Source organism: Janthinobacterium sp. GW823-FHT06H09 (assembly GCF_058794735.1).
In genome coordinates this window covers 130,823-157,158 of the sequence record NZ_JBXAHC010000009.1, presented here as the reverse complement: position 1 = coordinate 157,158, position 26,336 = coordinate 130,823, and the positions used below count along the sequence as shown (strand labels likewise).

The 26,336-nt window shown below is 65.5% G+C and carries 21 protein-coding genes; 4 read left to right on the top strand and 17 right to left on the bottom strand.

Annotated features, from left to right (window positions below; all coding sequences use genetic code 11):
- Positions 1–53 precede the first annotated feature (53 nt).
- From AC1Q6X_RS17145 to AC1Q6X_RS17095, 11 genes are all read right to left on the bottom strand, one after another.
- Positions 54–3,170, bottom strand: coding sequence for an efflux RND transporter permease subunit (locus tag AC1Q6X_RS17145; protein WP_492497901.1), 3,117 nt, complete (start codon positions 3,168–3,170; stop codon positions 54–56).
- An 8-nt stretch (positions 3,171–3,178) separates the two neighbouring features.
- Positions 3,179–4,348: an efflux RND transporter periplasmic adaptor subunit gene (locus AC1Q6X_RS17140; RefSeq protein ID WP_492497900.1), complete on the bottom strand. Its 1,170-nt coding sequence runs from the start codon at positions 4,346–4,348 to the stop codon at positions 3,179–3,181.
- 13 nt (positions 4,349–4,361) lie between these two features.
- Positions 4,362–5,777: an efflux transporter outer membrane subunit gene (locus AC1Q6X_RS17135; protein WP_227742027.1), complete on the bottom strand. Its 1,416-nt coding sequence runs from the start codon at positions 5,775–5,777 to the stop codon at positions 4,362–4,364.
- Positions 5,774–6,496 (bottom strand): CerR family C-terminal domain-containing protein, encoded by a 723-nt coding sequence (locus tag AC1Q6X_RS17130; RefSeq protein ID WP_492497899.1) that lies wholly within the window; start codon positions 6,494–6,496, stop codon positions 5,774–5,776. The genes AC1Q6X_RS17135 and AC1Q6X_RS17130 overlap by 4 nt, the downstream gene beginning before the upstream one ends.
- A gap of 262 nt (positions 6,497–6,758) precedes the next feature.
- Positions 6,759–8,120: a hybrid sensor histidine kinase/response regulator gene (locus AC1Q6X_RS17125; RefSeq protein ID WP_070310347.1), complete on the bottom strand. Its 1,362-nt coding sequence runs from the start codon at positions 8,118–8,120 to the stop codon at positions 6,759–6,761.
- A gap of 142 nt (positions 8,121–8,262) precedes the next feature.
- Positions 8,263–8,997: a 2OG-Fe dioxygenase family protein gene (locus AC1Q6X_RS17120; RefSeq protein ID WP_070223489.1), complete on the bottom strand. Its 735-nt coding sequence runs from the start codon at positions 8,995–8,997 to the stop codon at positions 8,263–8,265.
- Positions 8,998–9,100: 103 nt separating this feature from the next.
- Positions 9,101–11,137 (bottom strand): TonB-dependent receptor, encoded by a 2,037-nt coding sequence (locus AC1Q6X_RS17115; protein ID WP_492497898.1) that lies wholly within the window; start codon positions 11,135–11,137, stop codon positions 9,101–9,103.
- Between the two features lie 14 nt (positions 11,138–11,151).
- The gene (locus AC1Q6X_RS17110) at positions 11,152–11,640 is read right to left on the bottom strand and encodes a DUF6702 family protein (protein ID WP_492497897.1); all 489 of its coding nucleotides are present in this window, start codon (positions 11,638–11,640) and stop codon (positions 11,152–11,154) included.
- Between the two features lie 264 nt (positions 11,641–11,904).
- Positions 11,905–12,873: an IS1595 family transposase gene (locus AC1Q6X_RS17105; protein WP_492497896.1), complete on the bottom strand. Its 969-nt coding sequence runs from the start codon at positions 12,871–12,873 to the stop codon at positions 11,905–11,907.
- Positions 12,874–13,048: 175 nt separating this feature from the next.
- Positions 13,049–13,510: a MarR family winged helix-turn-helix transcriptional regulator gene (locus tag AC1Q6X_RS17100; RefSeq protein ID WP_070310354.1), complete on the bottom strand. Its 462-nt coding sequence runs from the start codon at positions 13,508–13,510 to the stop codon at positions 13,049–13,051.
- 21 nt (positions 13,511–13,531) lie between these two features.
- Positions 13,532–14,407, bottom strand: a complete 876-nt coding sequence (locus tag AC1Q6X_RS17095) for an aldo/keto reductase family oxidoreductase (protein ID WP_492497895.1) — start codon at positions 14,405–14,407, stop codon at positions 13,532–13,534.
- Positions 14,408–14,537: 130 nt separating this feature from the next.
- On the opposite strand from AC1Q6X_RS17095, the gene AC1Q6X_RS17090 reads away from it, so the two are divergent.
- Complete coding sequence (locus tag AC1Q6X_RS17090; RefSeq protein WP_070289172.1) at positions 14,538–15,476, top strand: LysR family transcriptional regulator; 939 nt, start codon at positions 14,538–14,540, stop codon at positions 15,474–15,476.
- On the opposite strand, the gene AC1Q6X_RS17085 is transcribed toward AC1Q6X_RS17090, so the two are convergent.
- Complete coding sequence (locus AC1Q6X_RS17085; RefSeq protein WP_492497894.1) at positions 15,461–16,282, bottom strand: sugar phosphate isomerase/epimerase family protein; 822 nt, start codon at positions 16,280–16,282, stop codon at positions 15,461–15,463. The genes AC1Q6X_RS17090 and AC1Q6X_RS17085 overlap by 16 nt on opposite strands.
- A complete protein-coding gene (locus AC1Q6X_RS17080; RefSeq protein ID WP_492497893.1) occupies positions 16,282–17,121 on the bottom strand; it encodes a phytanoyl-CoA dioxygenase family protein in 840 nt (279 codons plus the stop codon). Before AC1Q6X_RS17080 ends, AC1Q6X_RS17085 begins: the two co-directional genes overlap by 1 nt.
- A 109-nt stretch (positions 17,122–17,230) precedes the next feature.
- Here AC1Q6X_RS17080 and AC1Q6X_RS17075 point away from each other — a divergent pair, with 109 nt between their 5' ends.
- Positions 17,231–18,190 carry a LysR family transcriptional regulator gene (locus tag AC1Q6X_RS17075; RefSeq protein WP_492497892.1) on the top strand — a complete coding sequence of 320 codons (960 nt, stop codon included), beginning with the start codon at positions 17,231–17,233 and terminating at the stop codon, positions 18,188–18,190.
- A 3-nt stretch (positions 18,191–18,193) separates the two neighbouring features.
- On the opposite strand, the gene AC1Q6X_RS17070 is transcribed toward AC1Q6X_RS17075, so the two are convergent.
- On the bottom strand, positions 18,194–19,264 hold the full coding sequence (locus AC1Q6X_RS17070) for a M29 family metallopeptidase (protein WP_070310366.1): 1,071 nt from the start codon (positions 19,262–19,264) through the stop codon (positions 18,194–18,196).
- A gap of 315 nt (positions 19,265–19,579) precedes the next feature.
- Between AC1Q6X_RS17070 and AC1Q6X_RS17065 the strand changes: the two genes are divergently transcribed.
- A complete protein-coding gene (locus tag AC1Q6X_RS17065) occupies positions 19,580–19,999 on the top strand; it encodes a hypothetical protein (RefSeq protein ID WP_083287041.1) in 420 nt (139 codons plus the stop codon).
- A 544-nt stretch (positions 20,000–20,543) separates the two neighbouring features.
- Here the strand turns inward: AC1Q6X_RS17065 and AC1Q6X_RS17060 are convergent.
- On the bottom strand, positions 20,544–22,046 hold the full coding sequence (locus AC1Q6X_RS17060) for a hypothetical protein (RefSeq protein ID WP_492497891.1): 1,503 nt from the start codon (positions 22,044–22,046) through the stop codon (positions 20,544–20,546).
- Complete coding sequence (locus AC1Q6X_RS17055) at positions 22,043–22,915, bottom strand: hypothetical protein (RefSeq protein WP_230502414.1); 873 nt, start codon at positions 22,913–22,915, stop codon at positions 22,043–22,045. The genes AC1Q6X_RS17060 and AC1Q6X_RS17055 overlap by 4 nt, the downstream gene beginning before the upstream one ends.
- A 168-nt stretch (positions 22,916–23,083) precedes the next feature.
- Here AC1Q6X_RS17055 and AC1Q6X_RS17050 point away from each other — a divergent pair, with 168 nt between their 5' ends.
- Positions 23,084–24,013: a hypothetical protein gene (locus AC1Q6X_RS17050; RefSeq protein WP_492497890.1), complete on the top strand. Its 930-nt coding sequence runs from the start codon at positions 23,084–23,086 to the stop codon at positions 24,011–24,013.
- Between the two features lie 56 nt (positions 24,014–24,069).
- On the opposite strand, the gene acpA is transcribed toward AC1Q6X_RS17050, so the two are convergent.
- On the bottom strand, positions 24,070–26,190 hold the full coding sequence (gene acpA, locus AC1Q6X_RS17045) for an acid phosphatase (RefSeq protein ID WP_492497889.1): 2,121 nt from the start codon (positions 26,188–26,190) through the stop codon (positions 24,070–24,072).
- Between the last annotated feature and the right edge of the window lie 146 nt (positions 26,191–26,336).

Below are 26,336 nucleotides of genomic sequence, written 5' to 3'. Positions count from 1 at the left end.
CCGTCCCTCGCTTCCTTGCCCGCAGGGGGCGTTTTTGCAATCAGCCTTGGCGCTTATTTTTCCAGCGCCACCCTGTCATCGCGCCGCAGCGGCGCCTTCTGGCGGCGCAGTTTCGCCATGCCGCGCTTGAGCAGGTGCTCCAGGTCGTCGATGTAGGTGAACACGGCCGGCACCACCAGCAGGCTCAATAAGGTCGAGGTGATCAGGCCGCCGATGACGGTAATGGCCATCGGCGAACGGAAGCTGGGGTCGGCGCCCCAGCCCAGCGCCAGCGGCATCATGCCGGCGCCCATGGCAATCGTTGTCATCAGGATGGGCCGGCTGCGCTTGTGGCAGGCGTCGACCAGCGCGTCGAAGCGGTTCATGCCGGCCTGGCGCGCCAGGATCGCATAGTCGACCAGCAGGATGGAGTTCTTTGTGACGATCCCCATCAGCATGATCAGGCCGATCATCGACGGCATCGACAGGGCGCTGCCCGTGATCAGCAGCGCCACGAAGGCGCCGCCGATCGACAGCGGCAGCGCCGCCAGGATGGTCACCGGCTGCATGAAGTCCTTGAACAGCAGCACCAGCACGCAGTAGATGCACAGCACGCCGATCAGCATGGCCAGGCCGAAGCTGGCGAACAGCGAGGCCATTTCCTGCGCGTCGCCCAGTTCGGCGATCTTCACGGACGGCGGCAGATTCTTCATCGACGGCAGCGCGCGCGCTTCTTCATTCAGTTCGCCGAGCGTGCGCGAACCGAGTTCCACGTCGAGGGTGACGTTGCGGCTGCGGTTCAACCGGTCGATCTGCGCCGGGCCGCTTTCCATCGTCACCGTGGCCACGTTCGCCAGGCGCACGGGGCCATTCTTGCCGGGCACTGTCAGGCGTTCGATGGCGGCCAGGTCGGCGCGCACGCTGTTGGGCAGCTTGACGCGGATCGGCACCTGCCGCTCGGGCAGGTTCATTTTCGTCAGGTCCGTGTCGTAGTCGCCGGCCGTGGCCACGCGCACGGTCTCGCCGATGGCTGCCGCCGTCACGCCCAGGTCGGCCGCCTTGGCGAAATCGGGGCGCACGATGATTTCCGGACGCACCAGCGAGGCGCTGGAATTGACGTTGCCGATGCCTTTCAGGCCGCGCAGTTCGCGCTCGACCTTTTGCGCCGCGGCCATCAGCGCCACCGGGTCTTCCGAGCGCAGCACCAGCTGCATCTTGACGCCCGTGTCGGGCGGCCCCACCGTGAAGCGGGCGCCGGGGATCGTATCGAGCTTGTGGCGCAGCTGCGTTTCCAGGTCCGCCATCGATTCCTTGCGCTCCGTGCGGTGCACGGTGGTCAGGGTCAGCACGGCGCGGCGCGCCTCGGCCGCCGCGCCGGGGGCGAAGGCGTCGCCGCTGGAGCCGCCGCCGATCGAACTGAAGACGCCCTGTATGCCTTGTGTGCGCATGGCCGCGTCGCGCGCCAGCGCTGCCACGGCCTGCGTTTCCGCCAGGGTGGAGCCGGGAGGCAGTTCCAGGTTGATCTGCGTCTGTGCGCGGTCGGCAGCCGGCACGAAACCGGTCGGCAGCAGCGGCACGAGCGCGATGGCGCCGACAAAGAACAGGGCCGCGGCGATGGCCGTGATGCCGCGGTGGTTCAGGCACCAGCGCATGACCGTCAGGTAGCGCGTCATCAGCCAGCCGTCCTGTTCTTCCTTGTGCGGCAGCGGTTTCAATATGTAGGCCGCCATCATCGGCGTGAGCAGCCGCGCCACCACCAGCGAGGCCAGCACGGCCAGCACGGCCGTCCAGCCGAACTGCTTGAAGAACAGGCCGGGGATGCCGCTCATGAAGGCCGTCGGCAGGAACACGGCCACCAGCGCGAAGGTGGTGGCGATCACCGCCATGCCGATTTCGTCGGCCGCTTCCATGGCCGCTTCCATGGGCGACTTGCCCATGCGCAGATGGCGCTCGATGTTTTCGATTTCCACGATGGCATCGTCGACCAGCACGCCGACGACCAGCGCCAGCGACAGCAGCGTGACGGTATTGAGCGTGTAGCCGAACCAGTAGATGCCGAGGAAGGCCGGCATCACGGACAGGGGCAGGGCGGCGGCGGCCACCAGGGTGGCGCGCCAGTCGCGCAGGAACCACCACACCACCAGCACGGCCAGCAGCGCGCCTTCGTACAGCAGTTCCATCGAACCGTCGAAGTTTTCCTCGACGGGGAAGGCATTGTCGATCGACTGCTGCAGCACCACATTCGGGTTTTCCTTTTGCAGGTCGGCGATGGCGTCGCGCGCGCCCTTGGCGACGGCCACTTCGCTGGCACCCTTGGTGCGGAATACCTCGAAGGCGACCACGGTCTTGCCATCCTGCTCGGCCAGCGCGCGCGGTTCGGCGATGGTGTCGCGCACGGTGGCCACCTGGTCCAGGCGCACATGGCGGCCGTCCGGCAGCGGCACTTCCACGCGCGACAGTTCATCGGCCGTTTTCACGGTGGCGATGGTGCGCACCGATTGCTCGGCGCCGCTGACGTCGCCCCGGCCGCCCGGTGCTTCGCGCTGCACCAGGCGCAGCTGGCGCGAGACGTCGAGGGCCGAGACCTTCAATGCCGCCATGCGCGCCTCGTCGAGTTCCACCTGGATCTCGCGGTAGACGCCGCCCACGCGGGTGACGGCGCCCACGCCGGGCACGGTCAGGAGGCGCTTGGCGACCGTGTTGTCGACGAACCACGACAGGTCGGGATAGTCGAGCGGGTTGTCCACGCCGGGTTTTGCCGTGGCGATAAAGGTCAGCACCACGCGCCCGGCCGTGGACGCCTTGGTGACGGTGGGATCGCGCAGCTCGGCCGGCATGTCCGCCTTGACCCGCGCGACGGCGTCGCGCACGTCGTTGACGGCTTCGGCGATCTGCTTTTCCAGGATGAATTCGACGGTCACCGTGACGACGCCATCGAGCACCTTGGTGTAGATGTTTTTCACGCCTTGCAGGGTGGCGACGGAGTCTTCGATCTTGCGCGCCACTTCCGTTTCCAGCTGGGCCGGCGCGGCGCCGGGCAGCACCGCGCTGACGGTGACGATGGGCAGTTCGATGTCAGGGAAATCCTGCACCGGATTGGCCTTGTAGGCCAGCAGGCCTGCCAAAGTCAGCAGCGCGAACAGCATGATGGCCGGGATCGGATTCTTGATCGAGAGGGAGGAAAAATTCATGGCTTGCCTTACTTTTTCGCTGCGGCAGGCTTGGCTGCTGTTGATGCCGCTACCGGGGTGGCGACATTGCGTACCAGGTCGCCGTCATTGAGGAAGCCGGCGCCGCTGACGACGATGGTCGTGTCGGCCGTGATGCCGCCTAAAATCTCGATGCGGTCGCTCAGGCGCCGTCCGGCCTGCACCTTGATCTGGCTGACCCGCTGGTCGGGATTGAGGCGGAAGACATAGCTGAAACCATCGCGCACGGCAATCGCCTGCTGCGGCACCGTCAGCGCGCCCGAGGTGCCCAGTTCAAATTCGCCGCTGGCGTACATGCCGGCCTTGAACGGCGCATGGTTGCCCGTGCTGGCCGGCAGGTCCACGTAGACGAGGGCGGAACGCGTCTGCGGGTCGACCGTGGGGGCGATCATGCGCACCTTGCCCGTCAATACGCTGCCATTGGCCGCCTTCACTTGCGCCAGCGTCCCTGGTTTCAAATTGAGCAGCTCGGTGGCCGTCACTTCGGCGCGCCATTCGAGGCGGCCCTGGCGGATCATGCGGAACAATTCCGTGCCGGCGCCCACCACCGAGCCCACGGTGGCCGAGCGCGAGGAAATGATGCCGCTGTCGGGCGCCACCACCTGCGTGTATTTCAGGCGCAGCTGCTGCGACGCCAGCTGCGCCCTGGCGGACGCGATGCGCGCGTTGGCCGTCTGTTCTGCCGTCAGGTACTGGCTGATCTGCTGCGCGCTGATGGCGCCCGTGCTTTGCAGCGAGCGGGCGCGCTGCGCGTTGGCTGCCGCCTCGGCCGCATTCGCTTCCGCTTCCAGCACGGCGGCCCTGGCCTGCGCCACGTCGGCGTTCACCGTGTCGTTCGAGAACACGGCCAGCACCTGGCCGGCGCGCACGACGTCGCCGACATTCACGCGCACGTCGGTGAGGCGCAAGCCGTTCGACTCGCTGCCGATGACGGCTTCCTGCCAGGCGGCGACGTTGCCGTTGGCGCTCAGCTTGATGGGCAGGCTGGCCGTCTGCGGCTTGGCCGTGGTGACGGTCAGCGCGGGTTTTTGCGCCGCCTTCTTGTCCTTCGCCTCGTCGGCTGCCGTGGAAGCAGATGGGTACAGGGCCACGCCCGCGCCCAGCATTACGCAAAGGGCGGCCAGGGCGAATGCCGTGGGTGTCAAAATCAGTTTTTTCATGTTGTCGTATCCGTCAAGGTGCGTTGTTGGCGATGGCGCTGCTGCCGTTCCAGCCGCCGCCGGCGGCGCGGTACAGCGCCACCCAGGCGGCGCTGCGTTCGCGCTCGAGGTTGACCACCGTGTTTTCGGCGGCCAGGCGCGTGCGGCGGGCGTCTTCCAGTTCGATCAGGCTGGCCAGGCCGTTCCTGTAGCGGTCTTCGGTGGCGACGAACGACACGCGGTAGCCTTCCAGCGCGGTTTTGGCATGCTCGCTGCGCGCGTCCGTGCTGGCCAGGTTGACCAGCGCCTCTTCCACTTCGCGCACGGCCTGGCGCACGCCGGCGCGGTATTTCACCACGGCTTCGTCGTAGCGCGCCGTGGCCGCGTCGACCTGGGCGCGGCGGGTGCCGCCGTCGAAGATGGGCAGGCTGACGGCCAGCGGGCCGATGCTCCAGGTGCTGGCCGTGATGCTGGTGCCGCCGGCGCGGATATTGCCCTTGCCGATCGAGCCTGCCAGGCTCAGACGGGGATAGCGCTGCGCCTGCGCGCCGCGTACTTCGAAGCTGGCGGCCGCCACTTCGCGTTCGGCGCTGTAGATGTCGGGACGCTGGGCCAGGGTTTGCGCCGGCAGTTCCGCAATCGCCACGGGCGAGGGCAGGATGGCAGGGCTGGCCGCCAGCTTCTGGCGCAGCGACGCTTCCGGCATGGCCGACAGGGCGACCAGCGCCTTGATGTTCACGTCGCAGGCGGCGCGCTGTTCGATGGCGCGGCTGGCGCCTTCGGCGGCGCTGGCGCGGGCCAGGGCGGCGTTGGCGGGCGGCTGGAAACCGGCGCCGGCGCTCAGCTCCGTCAGGCGCGCCGAGTCGCGGCGCGAGGCCGCATCCTGTTCGGCCACGGCCTGCAATTGCTGACAGGTGCGCAAGGCGTAGTACTGGTTCGCCACTTCGGCGGCCACCGAGACGCGGGCCTCATGCCAGAGCGCGCGGGCGCTGCCGTAGCGCTCCTGCGCCGCGTCGCGCGTGGCGCGGTTGGCCCCAAACACGTCGATTTCCCACGACGCCTGCAAGGCCGCCTGCGAGGTGGTGCCGCTGGGCTGCGCCGATTGCTGGCTAGTGCGCACCACGCTGCCCGTCGCGTCGAGCTTGGGCGCCAGCGCGGCGCCGCTGGCGATGCTGTCCGCGCGCGCCTGCACGATGCGCGTGCCGGCGGCGGCGATGGTGGGGCTGACCTGTTGCGCCTCGGTGATCAATTCCACCAGCAGGCTGTCGCCCTGGCCCTGCCACCAGCTGGCCAGGTCCGTCAGCTTGCCGTTGTGCGGCAGCGGCGCCTGCCACTGCGCGGGTGCGCTGGCGGCCACCGCGGCGGGCGGCCCTTGCAGGGCGCAACCGCCCAGCGCCAGCACGATGCCGGCGGCCAGGGCGCGTTGAACGGTGCATCGAATAATCGTCATGCTGGTCCTTCTGCTTGTCGTTGAGTGGTAGAGGGGGGAGTGGCCAGGCGCCGGCGTTCCACGTCGGCCATGGCCAGCGCGTAGTCGGTCAAGCGCGCCAGCCAGGTGTCGATCGCGTGCGGCGATTCCAGCAGTTGCGGGCGCAAGGTGTGCAGCACGTCGGCGCCCACCATGTGCTGCAGGGCCAGCGAGGCGATGGAAAACGCCAGTCGGTGCATGTCGTCGCTGTTGGCTGGCGCGCCCAGGTGGCGCGCCAGCACGCGCGTGAGCGCCTCGTGTTCGGCACGGATGTTCTGGTCGACCTCGCGCGCCCACAGGCCCGTCGGTTCGAGCATCTCGCGGCACCACAGGCGCATGCAATCGCGCGCGATTTCTCCCTGCTGCATGGGGGCGAGCAATTGCGCATAAAAGCCTTCCAGACTTTGGCGCAGGGTGAAATGCGGTTGCTCGTACAGGGCGATATTGTCTTGTGGATTCGATAGTTGATGGGAGAAGGCGGCGCGGTACAGGCCCGCCTTGTCGCCAAAATAATAGCGGATGGCCGCCGCGTTGGTGCCGGCCGCCTGCGCCAGTTCGCGCGTGGAGGTCTTGGCGTAGCCCTGCCCGGCAAACAGGCGGATGGCGCTATGCAGCAGGCGCTCGCGCGACTGCTCGCCATCGGAGCGGGGCTTGCGCCCGTCGTCGGCGCTTGGTGTTAGGGAAATGTTTTTTTCAATCATGTCGGAGATTTAATCATATATCTCAAACGATTGATATAACTAAATCGCTTGATTTAGTTAAGGAAAGATGAAGATGCGGTAAAACGCGGGCAAAAAAAAGCCCGCGAACTGGCGCGGGCTGAATCCAATGTTCAGGGAACGAATTGGAGGAGACAGTTCCACTATAGCGCTGAAAATGGTGCGGTGCAATACCGTAGAACTACTGTATTCATCTATTATTGATGGCAAAAAAACAGCATTTCATGCTGCGGCGCACAGAAACTCAGGCCTTGCTGCGCAGTGCCAGCGTGAAGGTGCTGCCGGAGCCGTAGTCGCTGTTGAAGAACAAGGCGCCGCCGATGGCGTTGGCCAGGTTCTGGCACAGGTACAGGCCCAGTCCCGCGCCTTCCACGTGGCGCGTGGAGGTGGAATCGAGTTGCGAGAAGGCCTGGAACAGCTTGGCCTGGTCTTCTTCCTTGATGCCGGCGCCGCTGTCGGCGATGCTCATTTCCGTCACCAGCACGCCGTCTTCCTCGCGCTGGGCCAGGCTGATGCGCACCGTGCCCTGTTCCGTGAACTTGATGGCGTTGTTGAGCAGGTTGATGAGGATTTGCGTCAGTGCGCGGCGGTCCGTCTCGATGATGGCGGGCGGCCGGCCCGCTTCGCCCAGCGCCATTTCCAGCGCCAGGCCTTTTTGCTGGGCCAGCGGGCGCAGGGTGTCGGCCACTTCGGCCATCAGGTCCTGGCAGTGCACGGGTTCGATCGACAGGGTCAGTTTGCCCGCCTCGATCTTGGCCACGTCGAGAATGTCGTTGATCAGCGAGAGCAGGTGACGCGCGCTGGCGCGGATGGTGTTGAGCTGCTTGTCCTGGTCCGACGTCAGGGGGCCGGGCAGTTTCATCAGCAGCGCGCCCGTGAATCCAATGATGGCGTTGAGCGGCGTGCGCAGTTCATGCGACATGTTGGCGATGAAGGCGGACTTCATGCGGCTCGCCTCGGCCAGTTCCAGGTTTTTCAGGGCGATTTCGCGGTTGATGGTTTCCAGTTCGGCCGCATGGTGCGCCAGGCGCATGTTCAGCTCGATCACCTGGCGTTCGCGCGCCTGCAGTTCGCCGTTGACCTGCACCGCCTGTTCATATGTGGAAATGAGCAAATCGAGGATTTGCTGGCGCTCCGCATTGATGAAGTGCTTCTGGTCGCCCAGGTACAGGGCGATGCCGATTTCCACATTCTGGTTCTTGCGCAGCTTCTGGTTCATCAGCATGTGGCTGATGCGGTTGAGCAGGTAGTCTTCCGCGTAAGGCTTGCGGATGAAATTGTCGGCGCCGCACTCGATGCCGCGGATGATGTCCTTCGGGTCATTGAGCGAGGTGACGAGGATCACGGGAATGTCGCGCAGGGTCGGGTCGGACTTGATGGCGCGGCACAGGTCGTAGCCATTCATTTCAGGCATGACGATATCGGACAGCACCAGATGCGGCTTGCGCTCGCGGATGGCGGCCAGGGCCAGCTGGCCATTGGCCGCCACGCGCGCGTTATAGTGCAGCGACTGGATCAGGCGGCGCAAGCGCTCCGCCTGGGTCGGGCTGTCCTCGACGATCAGGATCTCGATTTCGTCAGGCTTGATTTGGTTGTTGGAGTCCACAGACCTCTCCTAGGATTTCAGTGTGGTGATGCTGGGCGCGGTGAGCGCGCAATATCGACATCGTATGACTATATCGGATTTAGGTCTGTAAAAGTAACTTCCAAGTAACTATTTTGCCCACAGGGAATGCTGTGGCCGCCTGTCAGTTTTCGCCCTGGAACTGGCCGGCGCGATAGGTCAGCACGAGGGTGTCGCGGTGGCCGTGTTCGCCGATGGGCTGGATCGGCGTCGATTCGTGGATCACGGCAGCGTCGTCGAGCAGCAGCAGCGACCATGGCTCGGTCAGGGTAAAGCGCTTGCCGTTGGGGCCCTCCGCTTCGAAGATGCGCGTCTCGCCGCCCTTGACCTGTTCGCGCCCGATCAGCAGCACGGCGACGAAATCGACGCCGTCGCGGTGCGCGCCTTCCGGCGTGGGGCGGCCGATGCCGTCGGTCGTATCGATGCGGAACTGGTGCGCCTCGATGAACCACGGCTGGCGGCCCTTGACCTGCGAGCAGGCGTCGCCCAGTGCGCGAATCAGCTGCTGCCAGGCCGCTTGCGCGACGATGGCCGGGTCGACCGGTTCGAACAGGCGGTGCATGCCGCCGTGCAGGGCGTTGTATTCCACCGGCTGCCAGTGCGGACGGTGCGCCGTCTGCGTCAGGCGCTCGCCATCCTGCACGAAGCACGAATGGCGCCGGCGCCGATAGCGGCCGCCATCCTTCAGGTAATTGTCCAGCGCCAGGGTATCCCAGCTTGGTTCCAGCGCGCGCAGCGCGTCCAGCGGGCAGCCGGCCAGCGCGGCCACGTCCTGCGGGCGCAGGACGGCATAGCCGTCATCGCGCAAGGCTTCCTTGACGTGGGACGGGGCGGTAAAGATCGGTGCGGAAGTGCTCATGGCGGTGCCGGCCGCAATGCGGCCTGTCTCAGTTTATCCAGCCTGGCATTCTACGACTTCGCGGCGTTTCCTGTGCAGTGCAACAGGAATTATTCTTGTTTACTTAAAAATTCTTTACCAGGGTCAGACGCAGCGAGCGCGATTCCACCGGATGGAAGTGGATATCGTCCACGGGCTGCGCTTCGCCGGGCAGGCGCGAGGCATAGTAGTAATCGATGGCCGCGTCGCGCCGGTTGGCCAGGTTGTAGCCTTCCACTTCCATGCGCAGGGTCTTGTCGACCTGGTAGGCGATGCGCCCGTTCAAGCCCACGCTGGCGGCGGAGCGTACGCTGTTGTCTTCCACCAGGGGGCGCGGACCGAAGTAGCGCAGGCGCAAGGAGCCCGACCACGGTCCCGGCGGCGTCACCGTCATGGCCAGCTGGGCCACGCCTTCGATGGCGCCGGGGATGAAGTCGCCCGCCGGGTCGCTGCCGCGCGAGCGTGCGCGCGCATACGCGAGGTCCAGGTCCAGCGACAGCCAGCGGGCCGCCTTGTAGTAGCTGGAAAACTCGATGCCGTAGCGGCGGCTGGGGCGGCCCGCCTGCGTGGCGCCCGCGTCGCCGATGAACAGCAGCTCGGAATCGAAGTCCAGGCGGTACAGCGACAGCGAGGTTTGCAGGCCGGCGATGGCGGCGCTGCGAAAGCCCAGTTCCAGGCCGCGCGAGCGCACCAGGGGCGTGACCTTGCCAGCCGCCTCGCCCGTCTTCGGATCGACCGTGATGGTCGTGCCGCGCGCGTCGTTGCTGTGAAAACCGTTGCCGATGTTGACATACGCTTCCGTGTCGCGCCACGGCCCCGCGATCACGCTCAGGCTGGGGCTGAACAAATGGTCGCTGGCCGTGCCCGAATTGACGGCGCGGTCGCTGCGCACGTCGAAGCGGTAGGCATCCGCGCGCAGGCCGGCCACGGTGCGCAGCGATCGCGACCAGCGCGTGCTGTTTTCGCCATACACGCCGATGCTCGTTTCGACGAGATGGTCTTGCCGCGTGGTCGACAGGACCTGGCGCCGGCGCGTGTGGTACAGGCCATTGTGGATATTGTCGTTCTGCAGTTGCAGGCCGATGGTGGTGTCGCTGCTGCCCCGGTCCGTGTGGCGGTGCCAGGTGTGGCTGGCATCGAGGCCGGCCGTCACGCGCCGGTCGGGCTGGGCGAACTGGTCGCCGTTGAGCGGATCGTCCATCGCATACGTAAAATTCGAGAACAGGGCCAGGCGGTTGGCGATCACGTACGCGCTGACCCTGGACGACACGTCGTCCGTCGTCTGGCGCCAGGCGCCCGACAGGCTGTAGCGCTGCGCCTTGCCGCCGTCGCTGGCATCGACGGCGTCGAAGCGGCCCAAGCTGCCGTCGCGCACGGCGCGCAGCGGAATCTGGTCGGTGGCGTTCCAGCTGGCGTCATACGCCATGGCCGTGACGTTGAAGCCGTTGTTGGCATAGCCTTCGCTGTAGCGCAGCACGCCATTGCGCTTGCGGTAGCGGTCCGGCTGCGTGAACGGGCCATCGTTGTGCTGCGCTTCGAGCGCGTACAGCAGGCTGCCGTCGCCCGCATCGATGGAGTCGGCCAGCAGGGCGCGGCGAAAGCCGTTTTGCCCGATGCCGGCGCTGGCGATGCCTTGCGTCAGGCGGTTCGCGTAGACGACGGACGCCGCGCCCGCCGAGGAAAAATCGCCTTGCGCCGCCGAATACGGCCCCTTCTTGTAATCGAGGCGCATGGCCAGTTCGGGGATCAAAAAGTTCAGGTCTGTCCAGCCTTGTCCGTGGCCATGGCTGCGCTGGTTGACAGGCATCTCGTCGACGGTGGTGCGCAAGTCCGTGCCGTGATCGAGGTTGAAGCCGCGCAGGTAAAACTGGTTGGCCTTGCCCTCGCCGCTATGCTGGCTGACGATCAACCCCGGCACGGCTTCGAGCAATTCGCCGGGCCGGTAGCTGGTGCGCGCGTCGAGCTGCTGTTGCGTGACGCTGCCCGCGTTGGCCGAATCGGCCACGCCCAGCTGGTTCAGGCGCGAACCGTCGACCAGCACGCGCTGGAAGAGGTCGTCGGCGTGGGCGGCGGTGGTGGAAAACAGGGCCGCGAGGAGGAGGGGAAGGGAGCGTGGCGTCATGGGTATGCCGGGGATTAGCGGATCGGCCATTCCGTGTTCTGGCGGTCGAAGATCAGCGTCTGGATGCTGCCGCTGTCCTGCACGTTGAGGGTATTGCGCTGGCTGGGCAGGAAGTCGATCAGCAACTGGTTATGAATGCGCGTGGCGGGGGCCAGGCGCGTGCGTTCGATCTCCTGGAAGATCACCACGTTGTCGGCATCGACCTTCATGCCGACCCAGTTCAGGCGCAATCGCCTGCCATCCGGCGCCACGAGGTAAAACTGTTTTTCGACATAGCGGCGCAGCGCCGCTTCGCTGTCTTCCTGCCCCAGGTCGAACCGGCGCTGGTACAGATTCGTCAGCAGCGCCTCGACGTCGTGGCCCGTGTAGGTGTGGACCACTTCCGTGCTGCCGCTGGCCGCGTTATAGCTGATGTCGGCGATGCCCATGTGGAAGTTATGGGCGGCGGCGGCCATGCTGATGCAGGCCAGCGTGACGGCCGTCAGCGCACGCCAGCGCTTCATGCCGCGTCGCCCTTGGCCGGGCCATTGCTCTTGCCTTTCAACGGTGGATGAAAATCGCGCATCAGCTTCTCCTTGGGAGATTTTTTCGCTCTTGAACAGTTCCACACGCGAAGGCGTGACCTTGCGCGCAGGAGGCGGTGCGGTAGGTCTTCGGGGGAGCAGAAAGGTATGCGCATGGTCACCCTGACGTTGTTGTAAGGAAATAGTGGCAACTATTCTATACGCAGGTGGGGCCATCCTTGTTTTGATCTGCAATAAAGAAGGCTATGTCACCATCAGATGTGGGAATGCTCCCAGTGTTGCCTTCAATAATGTTTCCGGGGAGCGGATGCGCCCGGCGTCCAGTATCCAGCGCCAGCCCAGGTAATTCGGCAGATAGCGCGTCGCCACGCCGTGAAAGGAGCGTAGCCATGCCCGCAGGCGGCTGTGATATGCATTGACGTTCTGTACATGCGCGGCGCCCTGCACGCGGATGCCGGCACGCACATTGACGGCCTGGTGGCTGATCCCCGCTTCCTTGGCAAAGGCGCGATAGGCGGCATGGCCATCGGTGAGCAACAGGATATCCTTGTCGATCATGGGCAATAAATAATGGTGCACCTGCGCCTTCGTCAGCGCCCCTTTTCCGGTGACGAAATCGAGGGTTTGTCCCGTACGGTCGCGCGCCATCAGGATGCAGACCTGCTCATTGGAAATGCCACGCCGGCGGGCATGGCCGCCACGGCGGCGCGCCGGACGCGTCAGATGCCGCGCGCCCTTTTCCGATTCCAGCACATACAGCTCGTCCGCTTCGGCGATGCCATGCAGGCAATGGGGCCGGTCCGTCTTGGCCAGGCTTAAAAACCGGTGGCGCCAGCGAAAGGCGGTGTTGCGGTGCACGCCCAGCTGGCTTGCCGCCTTGCGCACGGAAGCCGATTCGAGCAGGCAGTCGGCGTAGTCGAGCCACAGTGATTTATGGCGCAAGCGCGCCAGCGGCGTGCCGGTGAGCGCATTGAAGGTGCGGCCGCACGGCACGCAACGGTAGCGCTGCAGTCCGTGCGCATGGCCATGCAGGTGAGCATGACTGCTATTGCAGGCAGGACAGTGCAACCGCTGCCGGGCCACGCTTTCGATCAGTGCCGCAGCAGCGCCCTGCGGTGCGCTTCCTCGCAGCAGAGCGATGCCCGCCAGGCGCTGGCGACGGTTCAGTACGGCGAACTGGGCGATGAAGGTTTTCCATTGAGCTATCTGCATGAAATGCTCCCGTTTGTCTGCGATGCACAGTCAGACAGCCGGGATACAGGAAGATTCCTGAACTTCCCCTACTTAACGGGGACAGAGCCATAAAGAAAGGCGGATGATGGACCGGCTTTTGCCGGGCGCCGTCAGGTGGATGCTTTATCTGATTTTGCTCGGGAAAGCAGCGCTTTTACTCACTTTTCATCAGGCTGTCGCGCAACTGGTTCAGTTGTTGTTTCATGTCCACAATCTGTTCCACGCTGCAGTGGCTGGCCGTCAGGATGGCTTCGGGCAGCAGGGCCGCGTCGTGGCGCAGCTGGTCGCCCTGCTGCGTGAGGGAAATGATGACCTGGCGCTCGTCGCTGGCGGCGCGCGTGCGCGTCAGCAGACCCGATTGCTCCATGCGCTTGAGCAAGGGCGTCAGGGTGGCCGAGTCGAGGAACAGGCGCTCGCCCACTTCCGACACCGTCAGGCCGTCGCGCTCCCACAACACCATCATCACCAGGTACTGCGAATAGGTCAGGCCGAGCTTGCGCAGGAGCTTGCGGTACAGCTTGTTCATGGCAAGCGAGGTCGAGTACAGCGCAAAGCACAGCTGGCCGTCCAGGCGCGGCACCTGGTGCAAGGGGTTGGGGGCGGTGGTGGTATCCATGGGCACAGTATATATAGTGCGCTACTTAGTTGCAAGCGACCCCAATGCCGCCAATGCCTGCGCGTCGAGCCTGAGCGCGCCGGCGGCGACATTCTCGCGCAGATGCGCCATGGACGAGGTGCCGGGAATGACCAGCATATTCGGCGCGCGCTGCAGCAGCCAGGCCAGCGCCACCTGCATCGGCGTGGCTTGCAGGGCGGCCGCCACCTGGTTCAAGGTATCGGACTGCAGCGGCGAAAAGCCGCCCAGGGGGAAGAAGGGCACATAGGCGATGCCTTGCGCGGCCAGGGTGTCGATCAGCGCATCGTCCGCGCGGTGTGCCAGGTTGTAGTGGTTCTGCACGCAGACGATGGGGCTGATGCGCTGGGCCTCGGCCACCTGGCCGGCATCGACATTGGACAGGCCGATATGGCGCACCAGGCCTTCCCGCTGCAGCTGCACCAGTGTGGACAGCGGCTCGGCAAGCGACGAGCCGTCCGGGCCTTCCATGCCCGGCGCGCGCAGGTTGACCACATCGAGCACGTCCAGGCCCAGGTTGCGCAGGTTGTCGTGCACGGCGTCGCGTAGTTGCTGCGGCGATGCGGCCGGCAGCCAGGACTGGTCGGCGCCGCGCACGAAGCCGATCTTGGTGACGATGGTCAAGCCGTCGCGGTATGGATGCAGCGCTTCGCGGATGATCTGGTTGGTGACGTGGGGGCCGTAAAAGTCCGACGTGTCGATATGGTTGATGCCCAGTTCGACGGCTTCGCGCAGCACGGCAAGGGCGGCGGCGCGGTCCTTCGGCGGGCCCCAGACGTGCGGGCCGGCCAGTTGCATGGCGCCGTAGCCGAGGCGGTTGAATGCGATGTCGCAATAGGCGGGCGTGAAGCGGTCGCTGGCGGGGTCATGCGTGTGCATGGGAGCTCCTGTGTGGTGGTAAGGGACGGGAGCAGCCATCGTAAGGGCGAATGCGCTGTATGATAATCGGGTCAGTCCGGCACAGGCTGTACTTATTTACGCACAATCTCACCCCGTGAAAGCGCTCCTCATGCATGCAGACAACCCTTCCATGGCCGACCTGTCCGCCTTTGCCCTGGTGGCCGAGCACCGGGGTTTTCGCCAGGCCGCGCGCGCCAGCGGGCAGTCGGCGTCGGCGCTGAGCGAAGCGCTGCGGCGGCTGGAGCAGCAACTGGGCATCCGCCTGCTGGAACGCACCACGCGCAGCGTGACGCCGACGGCAGCCGGCGCGCTGTTGCTGACGCGTTTGCGTCCGGCGCTCGAGGAAGTGAGCAGCGCGCTCGACGTGCTGAACGACTTGCGCGACAGTCCGCGCGGCACCTTGCGCCTGAACGTGCCGGTCAACGCGGCGCGCTTCTTTTTGCAGCCCATGGTCGACCAGTTCCTGCGCGCCTATCCGCAGATCAGGGTCGAGCTGGTGGTCGATAATAATTTTGTCGATGTCGTCGCCAGTGGCTGCGACGCCGGCATCCGCTATGGCGAGCGGCTGGAGCAGGACATGATCGCCATCCCGATCGGCCCGCGCACGCAGCGCTTCGCGGTGGCGGGCGCACCGTCCTACCTGGCGCAGCGGGGCGTGCCCGTGCATCCGCGCGAGCTGCTGCAGCACGCCTGCCTGCTGGGAAAATTCCTCAGTGGCGCGATTCCCCCATGGGAGTTCGAACGCGATGGGCAAAAAGTGAGCGTGGAGCCGGACGGCCCCGTGATCGTCACGCCGACGGCGGCCGACTTCGCGGTCAGCATGGCCATCGCCGGGCATGGTCTGGTGTATCTGTTTGAAGAGTGGTTGCAGCCGTATATCGATGCGGGCCAGCTGCGACCCGTGCTGGAAGACTGGGCGATGCCTTTTCCCGGCCCGTTTTTATACTATGCGGGCCGGCGCCACCTGCCGGCCCCGCTGCGCGCCTTCATCGATTTCGTGCAGGCCAATTTTGCGCAGCTTCCGCCGCTTGCTCAATCCGCAGGATAGCGCTGGCGTAAAAGCTGCAACATGGCGACGTTCTGTTCCCACGCATCCGTCACTGGCTGCTGCGTCCAGGGCAGCGTTTGCGTGTACGGCGCGGGGCCGAATTCCGGCGTGAACGTCATGCGCTCGGCACCGGCCGCGCGGCGCAGCGCGACGATGGCATCCCACCAGGCCAGGTGGGCGTCGAGCGCCGGCTTGGCTTCCGGCGCGCGGAAGTCGGCCACCTGCGGGCCCTGCGCATGGCCCACGCGCGCATGCACGTGGCGCACCAGCGGCAGTACTTGCGCCAGCGTGTGCGGCTGGTCTTCCAGCAGCGATTCGCAGGCGCAGCACCAGTGCGACAGGTCGGCCGTCAAGGGCAGTTCGGGATACTGCTGCAGATACGGCAGCAGCAGCATCGGGTGGCCGGAAAAGCGGCTGCGGTGGAGCTCGTGCACGATGGGCACGCCGTGCTTTGCCGAGATGGCGGCGGCCAGGTCGATCAATGCCGCGTTCTGCGCCTGGGTATAGTAATCCTTGCCCGTGTGCGTGTTGACCAGCACGGGGCGCGCCAGGCAGGCGTTTTCCAGCAGTTCCGCCAGGGCAGCGCGGTGCAGCGCGAAGTCGCCGTGGAACACGGTTTCCCACTGCGCGGCGATCAGCTCCAGGCCCGCATCGGCGATGCGCCCCGTCCACTCCTCGCGCAGGGCGGCGTCCAGCGGCAGCGACATCTCGATGCCGTCGAAGCCGGCCGCCAGTACCCTGTCGATGAAGACGTCGGGCGGCAGGTCGTTATTGCCCCAGTGGGCAGCAAAGACGTCGATGCGCATCAGACGAAGCCCCGCACGGGGAACGCCGCGTCGCGCTGTATCCAGTTGTGCGCCGCATATTCGGTCTGGCCGTCGGTGGCGTGCAAGGTGTAGGCGTGGCGCGAGACGGGCGAGCGGTTCGGCGCGCTGTAGTGGGGCAGCAAGCCGTGGAAGCAGACGAGGGCGCCCGCCTTCACTTCCAGTGGCACGGCCGTGCTGTCGTCGGGCCAGGGCATGGCGTCGAGTTTTTCCACGCGCACCTGGTCGCCGTTGCGGATGAAGCGTTCGCGCAGGGGACCGCGGTGGCCGCCCGGTTCGGCCCACAGGCAGCCGTTGTCCAGGGTCGCGTCTTCCAGCGCGAACCAGAACGTGGTCACGCTGACCGGCGTGGTCTCGAAATACGTGGCGTCCTGGTGCCAGCGCACTTCGCCGCCGATGCCGGGCTGTTTAAATATATACATCGATTGCCATACCTGCGCATCCGCCAGGCCCAGGTCGCGCGCCACTTCGGCCAGTTTCGGGTCGGCCGAAAAAGCGCGGAAGACGGGGTCCAGGTCGTGCATGGCGTGGCCGATCTTGTTGATCGACAGCGATTTCGCCTGCTTCAGCTGGCCGTCCGGGCCGAACGCCTCTTCCTCGAAGAAGCAGCGGATGGTGTTGTCGGAGGCGAGGAAATAATCGTTGGTGTTCTTCGCCTGGTCGCGCGTGGTGAAGATCGACTGGCTGACGCTGGGATCGAAGTCGTTGACAATCTGCTCGGCGCGCGCGCGCAGCGCGGCGATTTCATCCGCGCCCTTGAAATCGGGCAGGATGATGTAGCCGTCGCGTTGGTATTGTTCCTGTTGTTCGATCGTCAGCATGGCGGCGGCTCCGGAGATTGGTAGAAGGCGCCATTGTAGGATGGGGACAGTGCGCAAACAATCGCCCGGCGGTTGACAGATTGTCGCTAAAACGCAGACAATCTTTGACATGGATCAACTAAAAGCGATGGAAATCTTTGTCGAGGTGGCGCGCCAGCGCAGCTTTACGGTGGCCGGGCAGCGCCTGGGGCTGACGCGTGCCATGGTCAGCAAGACCATCATGCAGCTGGAAGAGCGCCTGAACGCGCGCTTGCTGCACCGCTCCACGCGCGAAGTGAGTTTGACGGACGCGGGCCGCGCCTACCTGGCGCCGTGCATGGCCACCGTCAGCCAGGCGCAGGAAGCGGCGCGCATGGTGGCGCACGTGGCGCAGGCGGGAGCGGGGGCGGAGCTGGCCGGGCCGCTGCGCATCCAGGCGCCATCGAGCTTCGGCAGCGCGTGGCTGGCCGATGCCGTCGCCCGTTTCAGTTTGCTGCACCCGCAGGTGCGGGCCGAACTGTTTGTCGACGATGCGCTGCTCGACCCGATACGCCACGGCTTTGACTTGACCATCCGCGTGGGCGGCATCCCGGACAGCAGCGCGCTGGCCATGCGGCCTTTGGCGCCGTGCCGCGCCGTGCTGTGCGCCAGCCCCGCCTATCTGGCGCAATGGGGCGTGCCGCAGACGCCGCAGGATTTATTGCAGCACCAGTGCCTGCATTTCAGCCATTTGACCGATGGCACGAACTGGCATTTCCAGCGCGGAGACGGGGAACAGCGGGAGGAAGTGAGCGTGCGCGTGCAGGCGGGTTTTACGGCGAATAACGGCCTGGTGCTGCACCAGGCGGCGCAGCGGGGACTCGGCATCGTCTACAGCACCACGTTTCTCGCCTGGCGCAACCTGCTCGATGGCAGCCTGCTGCCCGTGCTGTCCGGCTGGGACCTGCCCCTGAATCACTTGAGCGCCCTGTATCCGGCCAGCCGCCAGCCTTCGCCCAAGGTGCGCGCGCTGATCGATTTCCTGGTGGCCGAATACCAGCCCGTGCCGCCGTGGGACCGCGAGCTGGCAGCGGCCGGAGTTTTCAGCTGACGGTCAATTGAACGCGACCGGTTCCACCGTCCAGGCGCCATCGGCATACACGCGCTCGTCGTCCAGGTAGACGGCTTCGGTGACGGCGAAGATGTCGACGTGGTAGCGCGCATCCTTGCGCTTGAATTGCGGTTTTGTATACACGCCGTGCTTGGCGCCCAGCGACAGATGGATGCCGCACATGCGTTCATACGTGCCGATGTCGTTGACCAGCTGCTCGCGCGAAAAGGCGCGGTTCATGCCGAAGCCCAGTTCGCGCACCCACACTTCACCTTCATGTGCGCGGATGATCTCGAGCATGGCGGTAAATTCCGGCGTGGCGTGCTCCGTGCCCGTGACTCTGCCCTTGTCGATGATCAGGGTGATCGGCGTATCGGGGCGGTTGACCATGAAGTGCGTGTCGCCGAAGACGAAGATGCGCACGCGCCCGTTCACCGCTTCCAGGTCCTGCGCTTCCGTGAATACTTCGCCCAGGGGGAACTGGCCGCCGATATTGTTCATGCCGCTGTAGTCGCCGATATTGAGCTTGGCCGATTCGAACGGGGAAGCGAAGACCAGCTGCTCGCCGCCGCTGTCGACCATGCCGTGGCGGGCGCCGTCGATGCGCGCTTTCAGTGCATGGCCGACGCCGCGGTAATAGGACGGGTCGTAAGCCAGCGAGGCGATGTAGTGCAGCCCCTGTACGCCGGGCATGCGCGACAGATGCACGTGTTCGATCACTTTCAGGCCCCGCTTGAACAGTTCGATGCGGATGCGGAACGCTTCCAGGCGGAAGCTGGTCGACTGGATCAGCACGACGAGGCTGCCGGCCGGCAGTTCGGCAAACGCGGCAAGCACGGCGTCGGGCGTGACCTCGTCGAAATCGATGAAGGTGGCGTCCGGCAAGGCCTGGCGATACGCTTCCGTCAGCACCACGTTGAGCCAGCTGCGCTTGTCGCAGACGATCAGGGACGGTTCGTCCGGGCGGTGGCGGATGGCCATGGCCAGCAGGTCGGCCACGTTTTGCGCGGCCACTTCGGTGGCGGCGGCGCTGATGGCGTCGAGCCGGCTGGTGTCATTCTCGGGAAGCGTCATGGTGCGAAGGTGGGGGCGTGAAGTAATCGCAGCATTATAAGGCGATTGCCCCGGCCGTCACCATTCCCCATCCGGCGGAGGACAGGCGGCTGCCGCGCCCCTGATTATCTTGTGTAGTGCTTTCCGGCAATGTATTATTTGAAAAATGGTATGAACCGGTATGACAGGGCATGGCAGCGAGCCTGGCAGCGGCCCGGCGCAGCGGCAAAGGCGCGCATGCGCACGGTGGCATGCTTTCAGTGAAGCAGGGACAACAAGCCAACAGGCGAAGACTAAGAGTGTGATGTGATGAGCATAATCGGACAAGATATTCCCATGGAGCGGCCGGATGCGGATGGCCGTGCTGCCGTGTTCGTTCCCGTCACAGGCGTCAAGGAAGATGTCCTGTTGACCATACGCAAAGGTGCGGCCATCGTCGGCTTTGCCAACCACGACCGCACCATTACCGTGTATTTTGAAAGCAACCGCTTTGACGACCCCGCGCTGGCCAAGTGGGAGCACAAGGCGCGCAAGGCCTACGACCGCCTGGTCGACAATGCGCCCACCGTGTCGAAACTGACCACCAGCCCCGCCAATTTCGAGCAGATCGGCTACATCAATGGCAAGGGCATCACCATCCGCCGCATGGAAAGCCTGCAGCGCTGGCTCGCGTATTCGGATGCGATGGATACGTGTCCGGCGATGGATATCATTCCGCGCACGGTTATTGCCAAGGCCGACGCGGTCAAGGTGTAAGAGCGGCTGATAAAACGCCCAAGGCGTTGTTGCCTGCCTCTCGCCTACTGACGTACTGTCTTCGAGGCGGTGCCTAGCCCTGAGCATTTTCTCAGCCGCTCTTGGCGCGCTTACGAATGGTTGTACGAAAGGCCACAGTTTGTAGCCTTTCCCTCGGTCCTGGCGTACTGTCTTCGGGGCGGTGCCTAGCCCTGAGCATTTTCTCAGCCGCTCTTGGCGCGCTTACGAATGGCTGTACGAAAGGCCACAGTTTGTAGCCTTTCCCTCGGTCCTGGCGTACTGTCTTCGGGGCGGCGCTTGGCCCTGAGCATTTTCTCAGCCGCTCTTGGCGCGCTTACGAATGGCTGTACGAAAGGCCACAGTTTGTAGCCTTTCCCTCGGTCCTGACGTACTGTCTTCGAGGCGGCGCTTGGCCCTGCATGCTTGCGCGGCCACTGTCGCGTGGGCTTGGAGTCAACAATGTGTCGGATTACGCGGGGCGTTGCCCCGCTAATCCGACCTACGCGACCTACGCCTGACTTCGCTTCTTGCTTCTCGCTCCTTGCTACACCACGATGATATTCGCCTGCGCCTTGAGCGGGCAGGGCAGGGTATCGTCGAAGGTGATTTCGATGGCGCTGGCGACGAACATGCCGCCGATGTGCTGGGCGGCGATTTCGGGCGGCGTGCCCGGCTTGGTCAGGTTGACGTCCTGGGCGAAGACGAAGATTCTCCAGGTGCCGTAGACTTTTTGCTCATATTGCAGCAGGGTGCGGTAAGCGCGCTTCAAGTCCAGGCTGCCTGCATAGACGCCGTCGTTGGCACCCGGGTCGAAGCCCAGGCCGTCGTCGGTCAGCGATTCGACGAAATACAGGCCCTGCGGCGCCTGGAACAGCACGAACGCATACAGCTCCGTGCCGCGGAAGACATTGCCGTTGTCGCGCTTGAAACTGGCGCGCAGCCACAACGGTTCGTAGGCTTGCACGACGGCGGGCGTATCCGTTTCCACCGGCCCCGCCACGTGGATGTTGACTTGCGTTTCGGTCACCGCATGCTGGTAGGTGGCGCCCGTGGTGAAACGATCGTACTCCCAGCTGATGTCGGCCGTGTAGGGCAGGCCCGCATTCGGCGCTTCCGGCAACACCCATTTCGCCACCACGCGCTCGGCCAGGGTCAGTTCGCCGGCGGCCGGTGGTGTTGCTTCCTGACCACGCCAGAACGGGTCGGCGATATCGGAGCAGGCGACGGCGATGGCGCCCGAGGCGATGGCCGAGGCCACGCCCGCCACCGTGAATTCGGGCTGGCCGGAGCCGGCCCCTTCCAGCGAACAGCAATGCACGTCGGGTTCCGTTTCCTCGAAACTGCCGCCCACGCTGAAGCTGGCCTTGCCGGAGCCGAGCGCGGCGGCAATGATGGCCACCAGCGCGGCGATGATGGCGATGATGATGGCGAGAACCTTCCACCACGGGTCGGAAAACGGCAGCTCGCCATGCGTGCCCGCATAGGCGGGGTTCGGCGTCCAGACGAGGGTCATGCCGGTCGGTACGATGGGGCCCAGGCCGGGCGGGCAGCGGCACTCCTTCCCATCCGTGCCCGTGCTGCCCCAGCGCTTGCCCGGCAGATGGCCCTGCGGCTTGGACAGTTCCAGCGTGCCTTCCTCGACCGTACACGTGTAGGTGTTGGTCGTGCTGTCAAAGCGCGTCTGCGACACGAAGATTTGCTGGATCGAGCGGTGCGGCGTGTAGCCGTCCGCCTTGGCGACAAAGCTGACGAGCCTCTTGCCGGGCGCCGCATGCTGGAAATCGGCATCCCACATGACCAGCATGGCCGCGCCGGCGGGAATGCTGGCAAAGAAAAAGGTGCGCGCCACGGGCACGATGCCGGGGTCGCCCACGCTTTCCAGGTACACCGTGACATTCGTCAGGGCGCTGCCGGACATATTGGTGACGTGGGCGGCAATGCGCAAGCCATAGATGGCATTGTCGAAGATGCCATCGGGCAGCATGATATTGGTGACGGGCTCGATCGCGAACGGCCGCGTCAGCACCTGCAGGGGTGTGTCGCTCATGATGCTTGCTCCTCGGGGCTTTGCTGTTCTTGCGCTTGCTCTTTCTCCAGATCGGTGACGACATACGTGACGCCGCCCAGCAGCTTGCCATCCTGGGTTTCCAGCACGCGCAGCAGCGCATACTGGCGTGGCGGCAAGGCTTCGGCGCGCACGCTCAGATACACGGCCTGCGCCTGGCCGCGCGGCACTTCCAGCACCAGTGTTTGCTCGCCGGGCGCGTCGCCATTGCAATGGGGCGTGCGCGCCAGGCCTGCGACCAGGTGTGCGTCCCTGGCCGGCTGCCATCGCTCAAGCCCGAGGGTGGCCAGCAGGCGCTCCGGCAACTCGCCGCCATACTCGATCTGCAGTTCCACTTTTTTCGTTTCGCGGGGCAGGGCCGCCACCGCGATGGCCAGCAACTGCGCGCGCCTGGCCGCCAGCACCACGTTGACGTTGCGCTGGGCGATCTGGTCATGCTGCTTGGGCTGGAAGGGAAAACCGTTGGGCAGCGGGTCGGGCAGCGGGTTGACGTCGCCAGGCCCGTGGGCCACGGCCAGCAGGCATTCGTGGCCGCCATTGACGATGACGGGCACCCACGGTACCAGGCACAGCACTTCCTGCGTGGCGCCGGGTGGCAGGTCGGCAAACGCGGAGCCGATCTGCGTGGCGGCGCCGACGGCGATCTGGCCGGAAGGATCGGCCCAGTAAAAGTCCACGCGCACGCCGTTCGAGGCGCTGTTGCCCGTGTTGTGCACGCGGCCCCACAGGTAATTGCTGGTGCCGGCAATGGGCGCGCCGGGCGGGCCATTCGGATCATTGCCGGGCACGACCCAGATATCGGCGCTGTCCCACCAGGGCTGGCCGTCTTCGATGATCAGGTGGGCTGACATGGCGTTCTCCTTGTCCTTGGCCTGTGCTTGTAGCTTAGGCCGCGGTGGTGGAGGCTTTTTGATTGGTATCAAGGCAAGGGAACACGGGGCCGGTGCGCCGTTGCCTTGGCTGCGTAAGGTAATATTGCGGCAGAACGCAGTGGAATGACTCCAGGAAAAGGTTGGAATGTGCTTGAAACAGTGAATGACGTTTGCATCAACGCCGCCTGCGGCCGGACCTTGCCGCTGCGCGTGGCGCATTGTCCGTTTTGCGGCGCGCGCCAGGTGGCGCAAGCACCTGTTCTGGAGAAGGTAGTGGCGCCGCCGCCGGTGCCGCGCATGCCGCCGCCGGTGCCCGTCGCCCCGCCGATTTCCACGCCGCAACCCGCGCCGCAACCCCCGCCGCAACCCGCTCCTCAGCCAGCTTCCGCTCCCCAGCCGGCCCCGCCGTCGGCTGCCGCGCCGGCCAAGGCGCCGCCCGCCAAGCCTGCCGGCAGGGGCTCGGTGCCGCCGCCGCGCCCGCCCGTGCGCTTGCGCACGTGGATCGCGGCGGCCGTGGTGCTGACCGGTATCTGGTTTTATAACAAGCCGGCCGACAAGCCGGCCAGCGTGGCGGAACAGGTCGAGGCCGCCACCGCGCTGGCGGCGCAGTGCGACCTGGATGGGGCGCGCAGCGCGCTGGCCGTGCTGAAAAGCGCCAAGGCGCCCGCCGCGCAGATCAAGCGCTTGCAGGCGAATATCAGCAAGTCCGCCGCTACTTGCGACAGGCAACAGCAGCGGGCGCAGGCGTGGGCGGCGCTGCAAGGCAGCGTCAACCAGGCCCTCGACGCGGGCAAGCCGGAGCTGGCCGCCACGCGCCTGGCCGCCTATGTGAAGCGCTGGGGCGACGATCCCGACACCCTGGAACTCGACGCCAAAGTGAAAGTGGCGCAAGCCAGCGCCCAGCTCGACCTGGCCGACGCCTGCCTGGCCAAGGGGGACCGCGTCTGCCTGGAAAACAGCCTGATCGCCGCCGAGCGCTACAAGCGGCCGGAGCTGGCGGCGCGCACGCAGGCGCTGCGCGCGGCCTTGTCGCAATTGCTCGAACGTTCGCTGCTCGATGCGTCCCCGGGCCAGTAGCGCCAACAACTAAAACGCCCGCCGCGGCCACGCCGGGCGGGTACACCTACTCAGCCCTACTCTTGCGGCACCAGCGCCAGCGCGGCGCTGAAGTCGCCCATCGGCTTGCCGCCGTTGGCCACCAGCGCCTTGTCGCGCGTGCTCAAGCCGTCGAGCACGGGCAGGGCGAAGCGGTGCGTGATGGCGCGCAGGATCGAAGCCGAATCGTATTGCGTATGGTCAACTAGTCCCTTTTTCACGTACGGCGAGACGAGGATGGCCGGCACGCGCGTGCCCGGGCCCCAGCGGTCGCCCTTCGGCGGCGCGGCGTGATCATAAAAGCCGCCGTTTTCATCGTAGGTGACGATGACCAGCATGTTCTTCCACTGCGGACTCTTCTTCAGCTGGGCGATGACGCTGGCGATGTGCGCGTCGCCGTCGGCCACGCTGGCGTAGCCCGCGTGCTGGTTCAAATTGCCCTGCGGCTTGTAGAAGGTCACGGGCGGCAGCTTGCCGGCGCCCGCGTCGGCCAGGAACTGGCTGTCGAAATCGCGCAGGTGGGCGGCCCGGTAGGCGGGCGCCTTCACGGGGTCCATGTTGGCAAAATAGTTAAACGGCTGGTGGTGGAACTGGAAGTTCGGCGGATTCGGGAAGCTGCCGGCGCGCGCGCTGGCCGTGGCCAGGGCCGTCGTGTCCTTCCAGGCGCCCGCATACCAGGCCCAGTCGATATTTTTGCCTGAGAGCAAGTCGCCGATATTCGTCTGCGTCTGCGGCGGCAGCGTGTTGGCCTTGCCCGTGTCCGCATACAGCTTGCTGCTGTCGGCCGATGCCGGGGCGTTGCTGCTGGGCTGGAACGGCGGCTGCATGGTGTTGACGGCGTAGAACATGCCCGTGCCGTCTGCCGGCGTCAGCGCGCCGTCGTTGGCGTAGGCGGGCGCGCCGTTCAGGACGGTGCTCGGCGCCGTGGCGGACGGCGTCAGGCGCACGAAGTTGCCGTTGGCGTCGACGTCGATCTTCGCGATCGAGCCCTTGGCCACCGAGGTGTCGGCGTTCGGATACGTGGGCGCGCAGGCGCAGATCAGATACTGGTGCGTGAGGAAGGAGCCGCCAAACGCGCCGATGAACAGGTTGTCGGCCAGCGCATACTGTTTCGCGATGTCCCACAGCTGCATCTTGCTGCCGTCGTAATAGCCCATCGATAGGCCGCCCGCGTCGGAATAGGCCGCGAATTTGTCGTTGGCGCCGCCGTTGATCTGCATCTGGTTGTTATAGAAACGGTGCACGAGGTCGCGCGTGATCACCGATTGCGGCAGGTACAGGGGGCTGCCGGCATCGTCGATCTGGAACGGCTTGTTCGGCAGGTTGGCCGATTGCGCCTGCGTGATGACGGTGCTCTGGCCGGCTGCCGTCATGCCGCCCCAGGTGGGCGGCAGCACGGGCAGGGTGCTGCCGTCATAGTCTTTCTGCGGCACGTAGGCGGAAGTCGACGTGGGATTGACGCCCGGCACGCCGTTCGCGCCCGGGAACAGGCCGTACAGATTGTCGAAGCCGCGGTTTTCCGCGTAGATGACGACGATGGTCTGGATATTGTTCAGCGCCAGGGCGCCGTTCAGGGCGGCCAGCGCGTCGGCCGGTGCCGCCTGCGCGCTGGCGCTGGCGATCAAGGCCGTCACGCTGGCGTTTTCCGCCTTCAGTTTCGCCAGCTCGTCGCCGCTGGCCTTGTTGAAGTCGGACGCCAGGCCCGCTTCGGACACGCCGATGCGCGCGGCCAGCTTGCTGCTGGCGGCCGCAAAGTCGCCGCCATTGCCGTCCATGACTTGCGCCAGTTCCGTCGACAGGGCGCTGACGAAGGCGCTGTGGCCGGCGGGGGCGCGCAGCAGCAGTTTTTGCGTCACCTTGCTGCCGCTGTCGCCGATGGCTTCATGGCGGATGGCGTCCGTGCCGACGGTCACCAGCACGGCGCCCTGGCCGTCGAGCGTGTAGCTGCCGTCGGCGGCCGTGCGCACCGTTGGCGAGCCGCTGTCGCACGTCAGCTTGGCAGTGCCGCTTTCCAGGCATACCTGGGCGTTTTCATAGTAGCTGCCGATCACCTGGCCCGTGGTGCTGGGCGTGATCGCATAATTGCTGCCGCAGGCGGCCAGGCCCAGCGACAGCAAGATTGGCAGGGGACGTAAGACAGGGCGAGCGTACGGTTTCATTGTTCATGCCTTCTGGGTGGAAAACGTCGCATGCTAGGCAGGCAATATGTCAGCTGCGTGACATGTCAGCGTCTGTTACATGACGTAATGTACGGACTTGATACATTACGTTTTGCAGGGACTTGTCACGCAGCGGTCACATACCG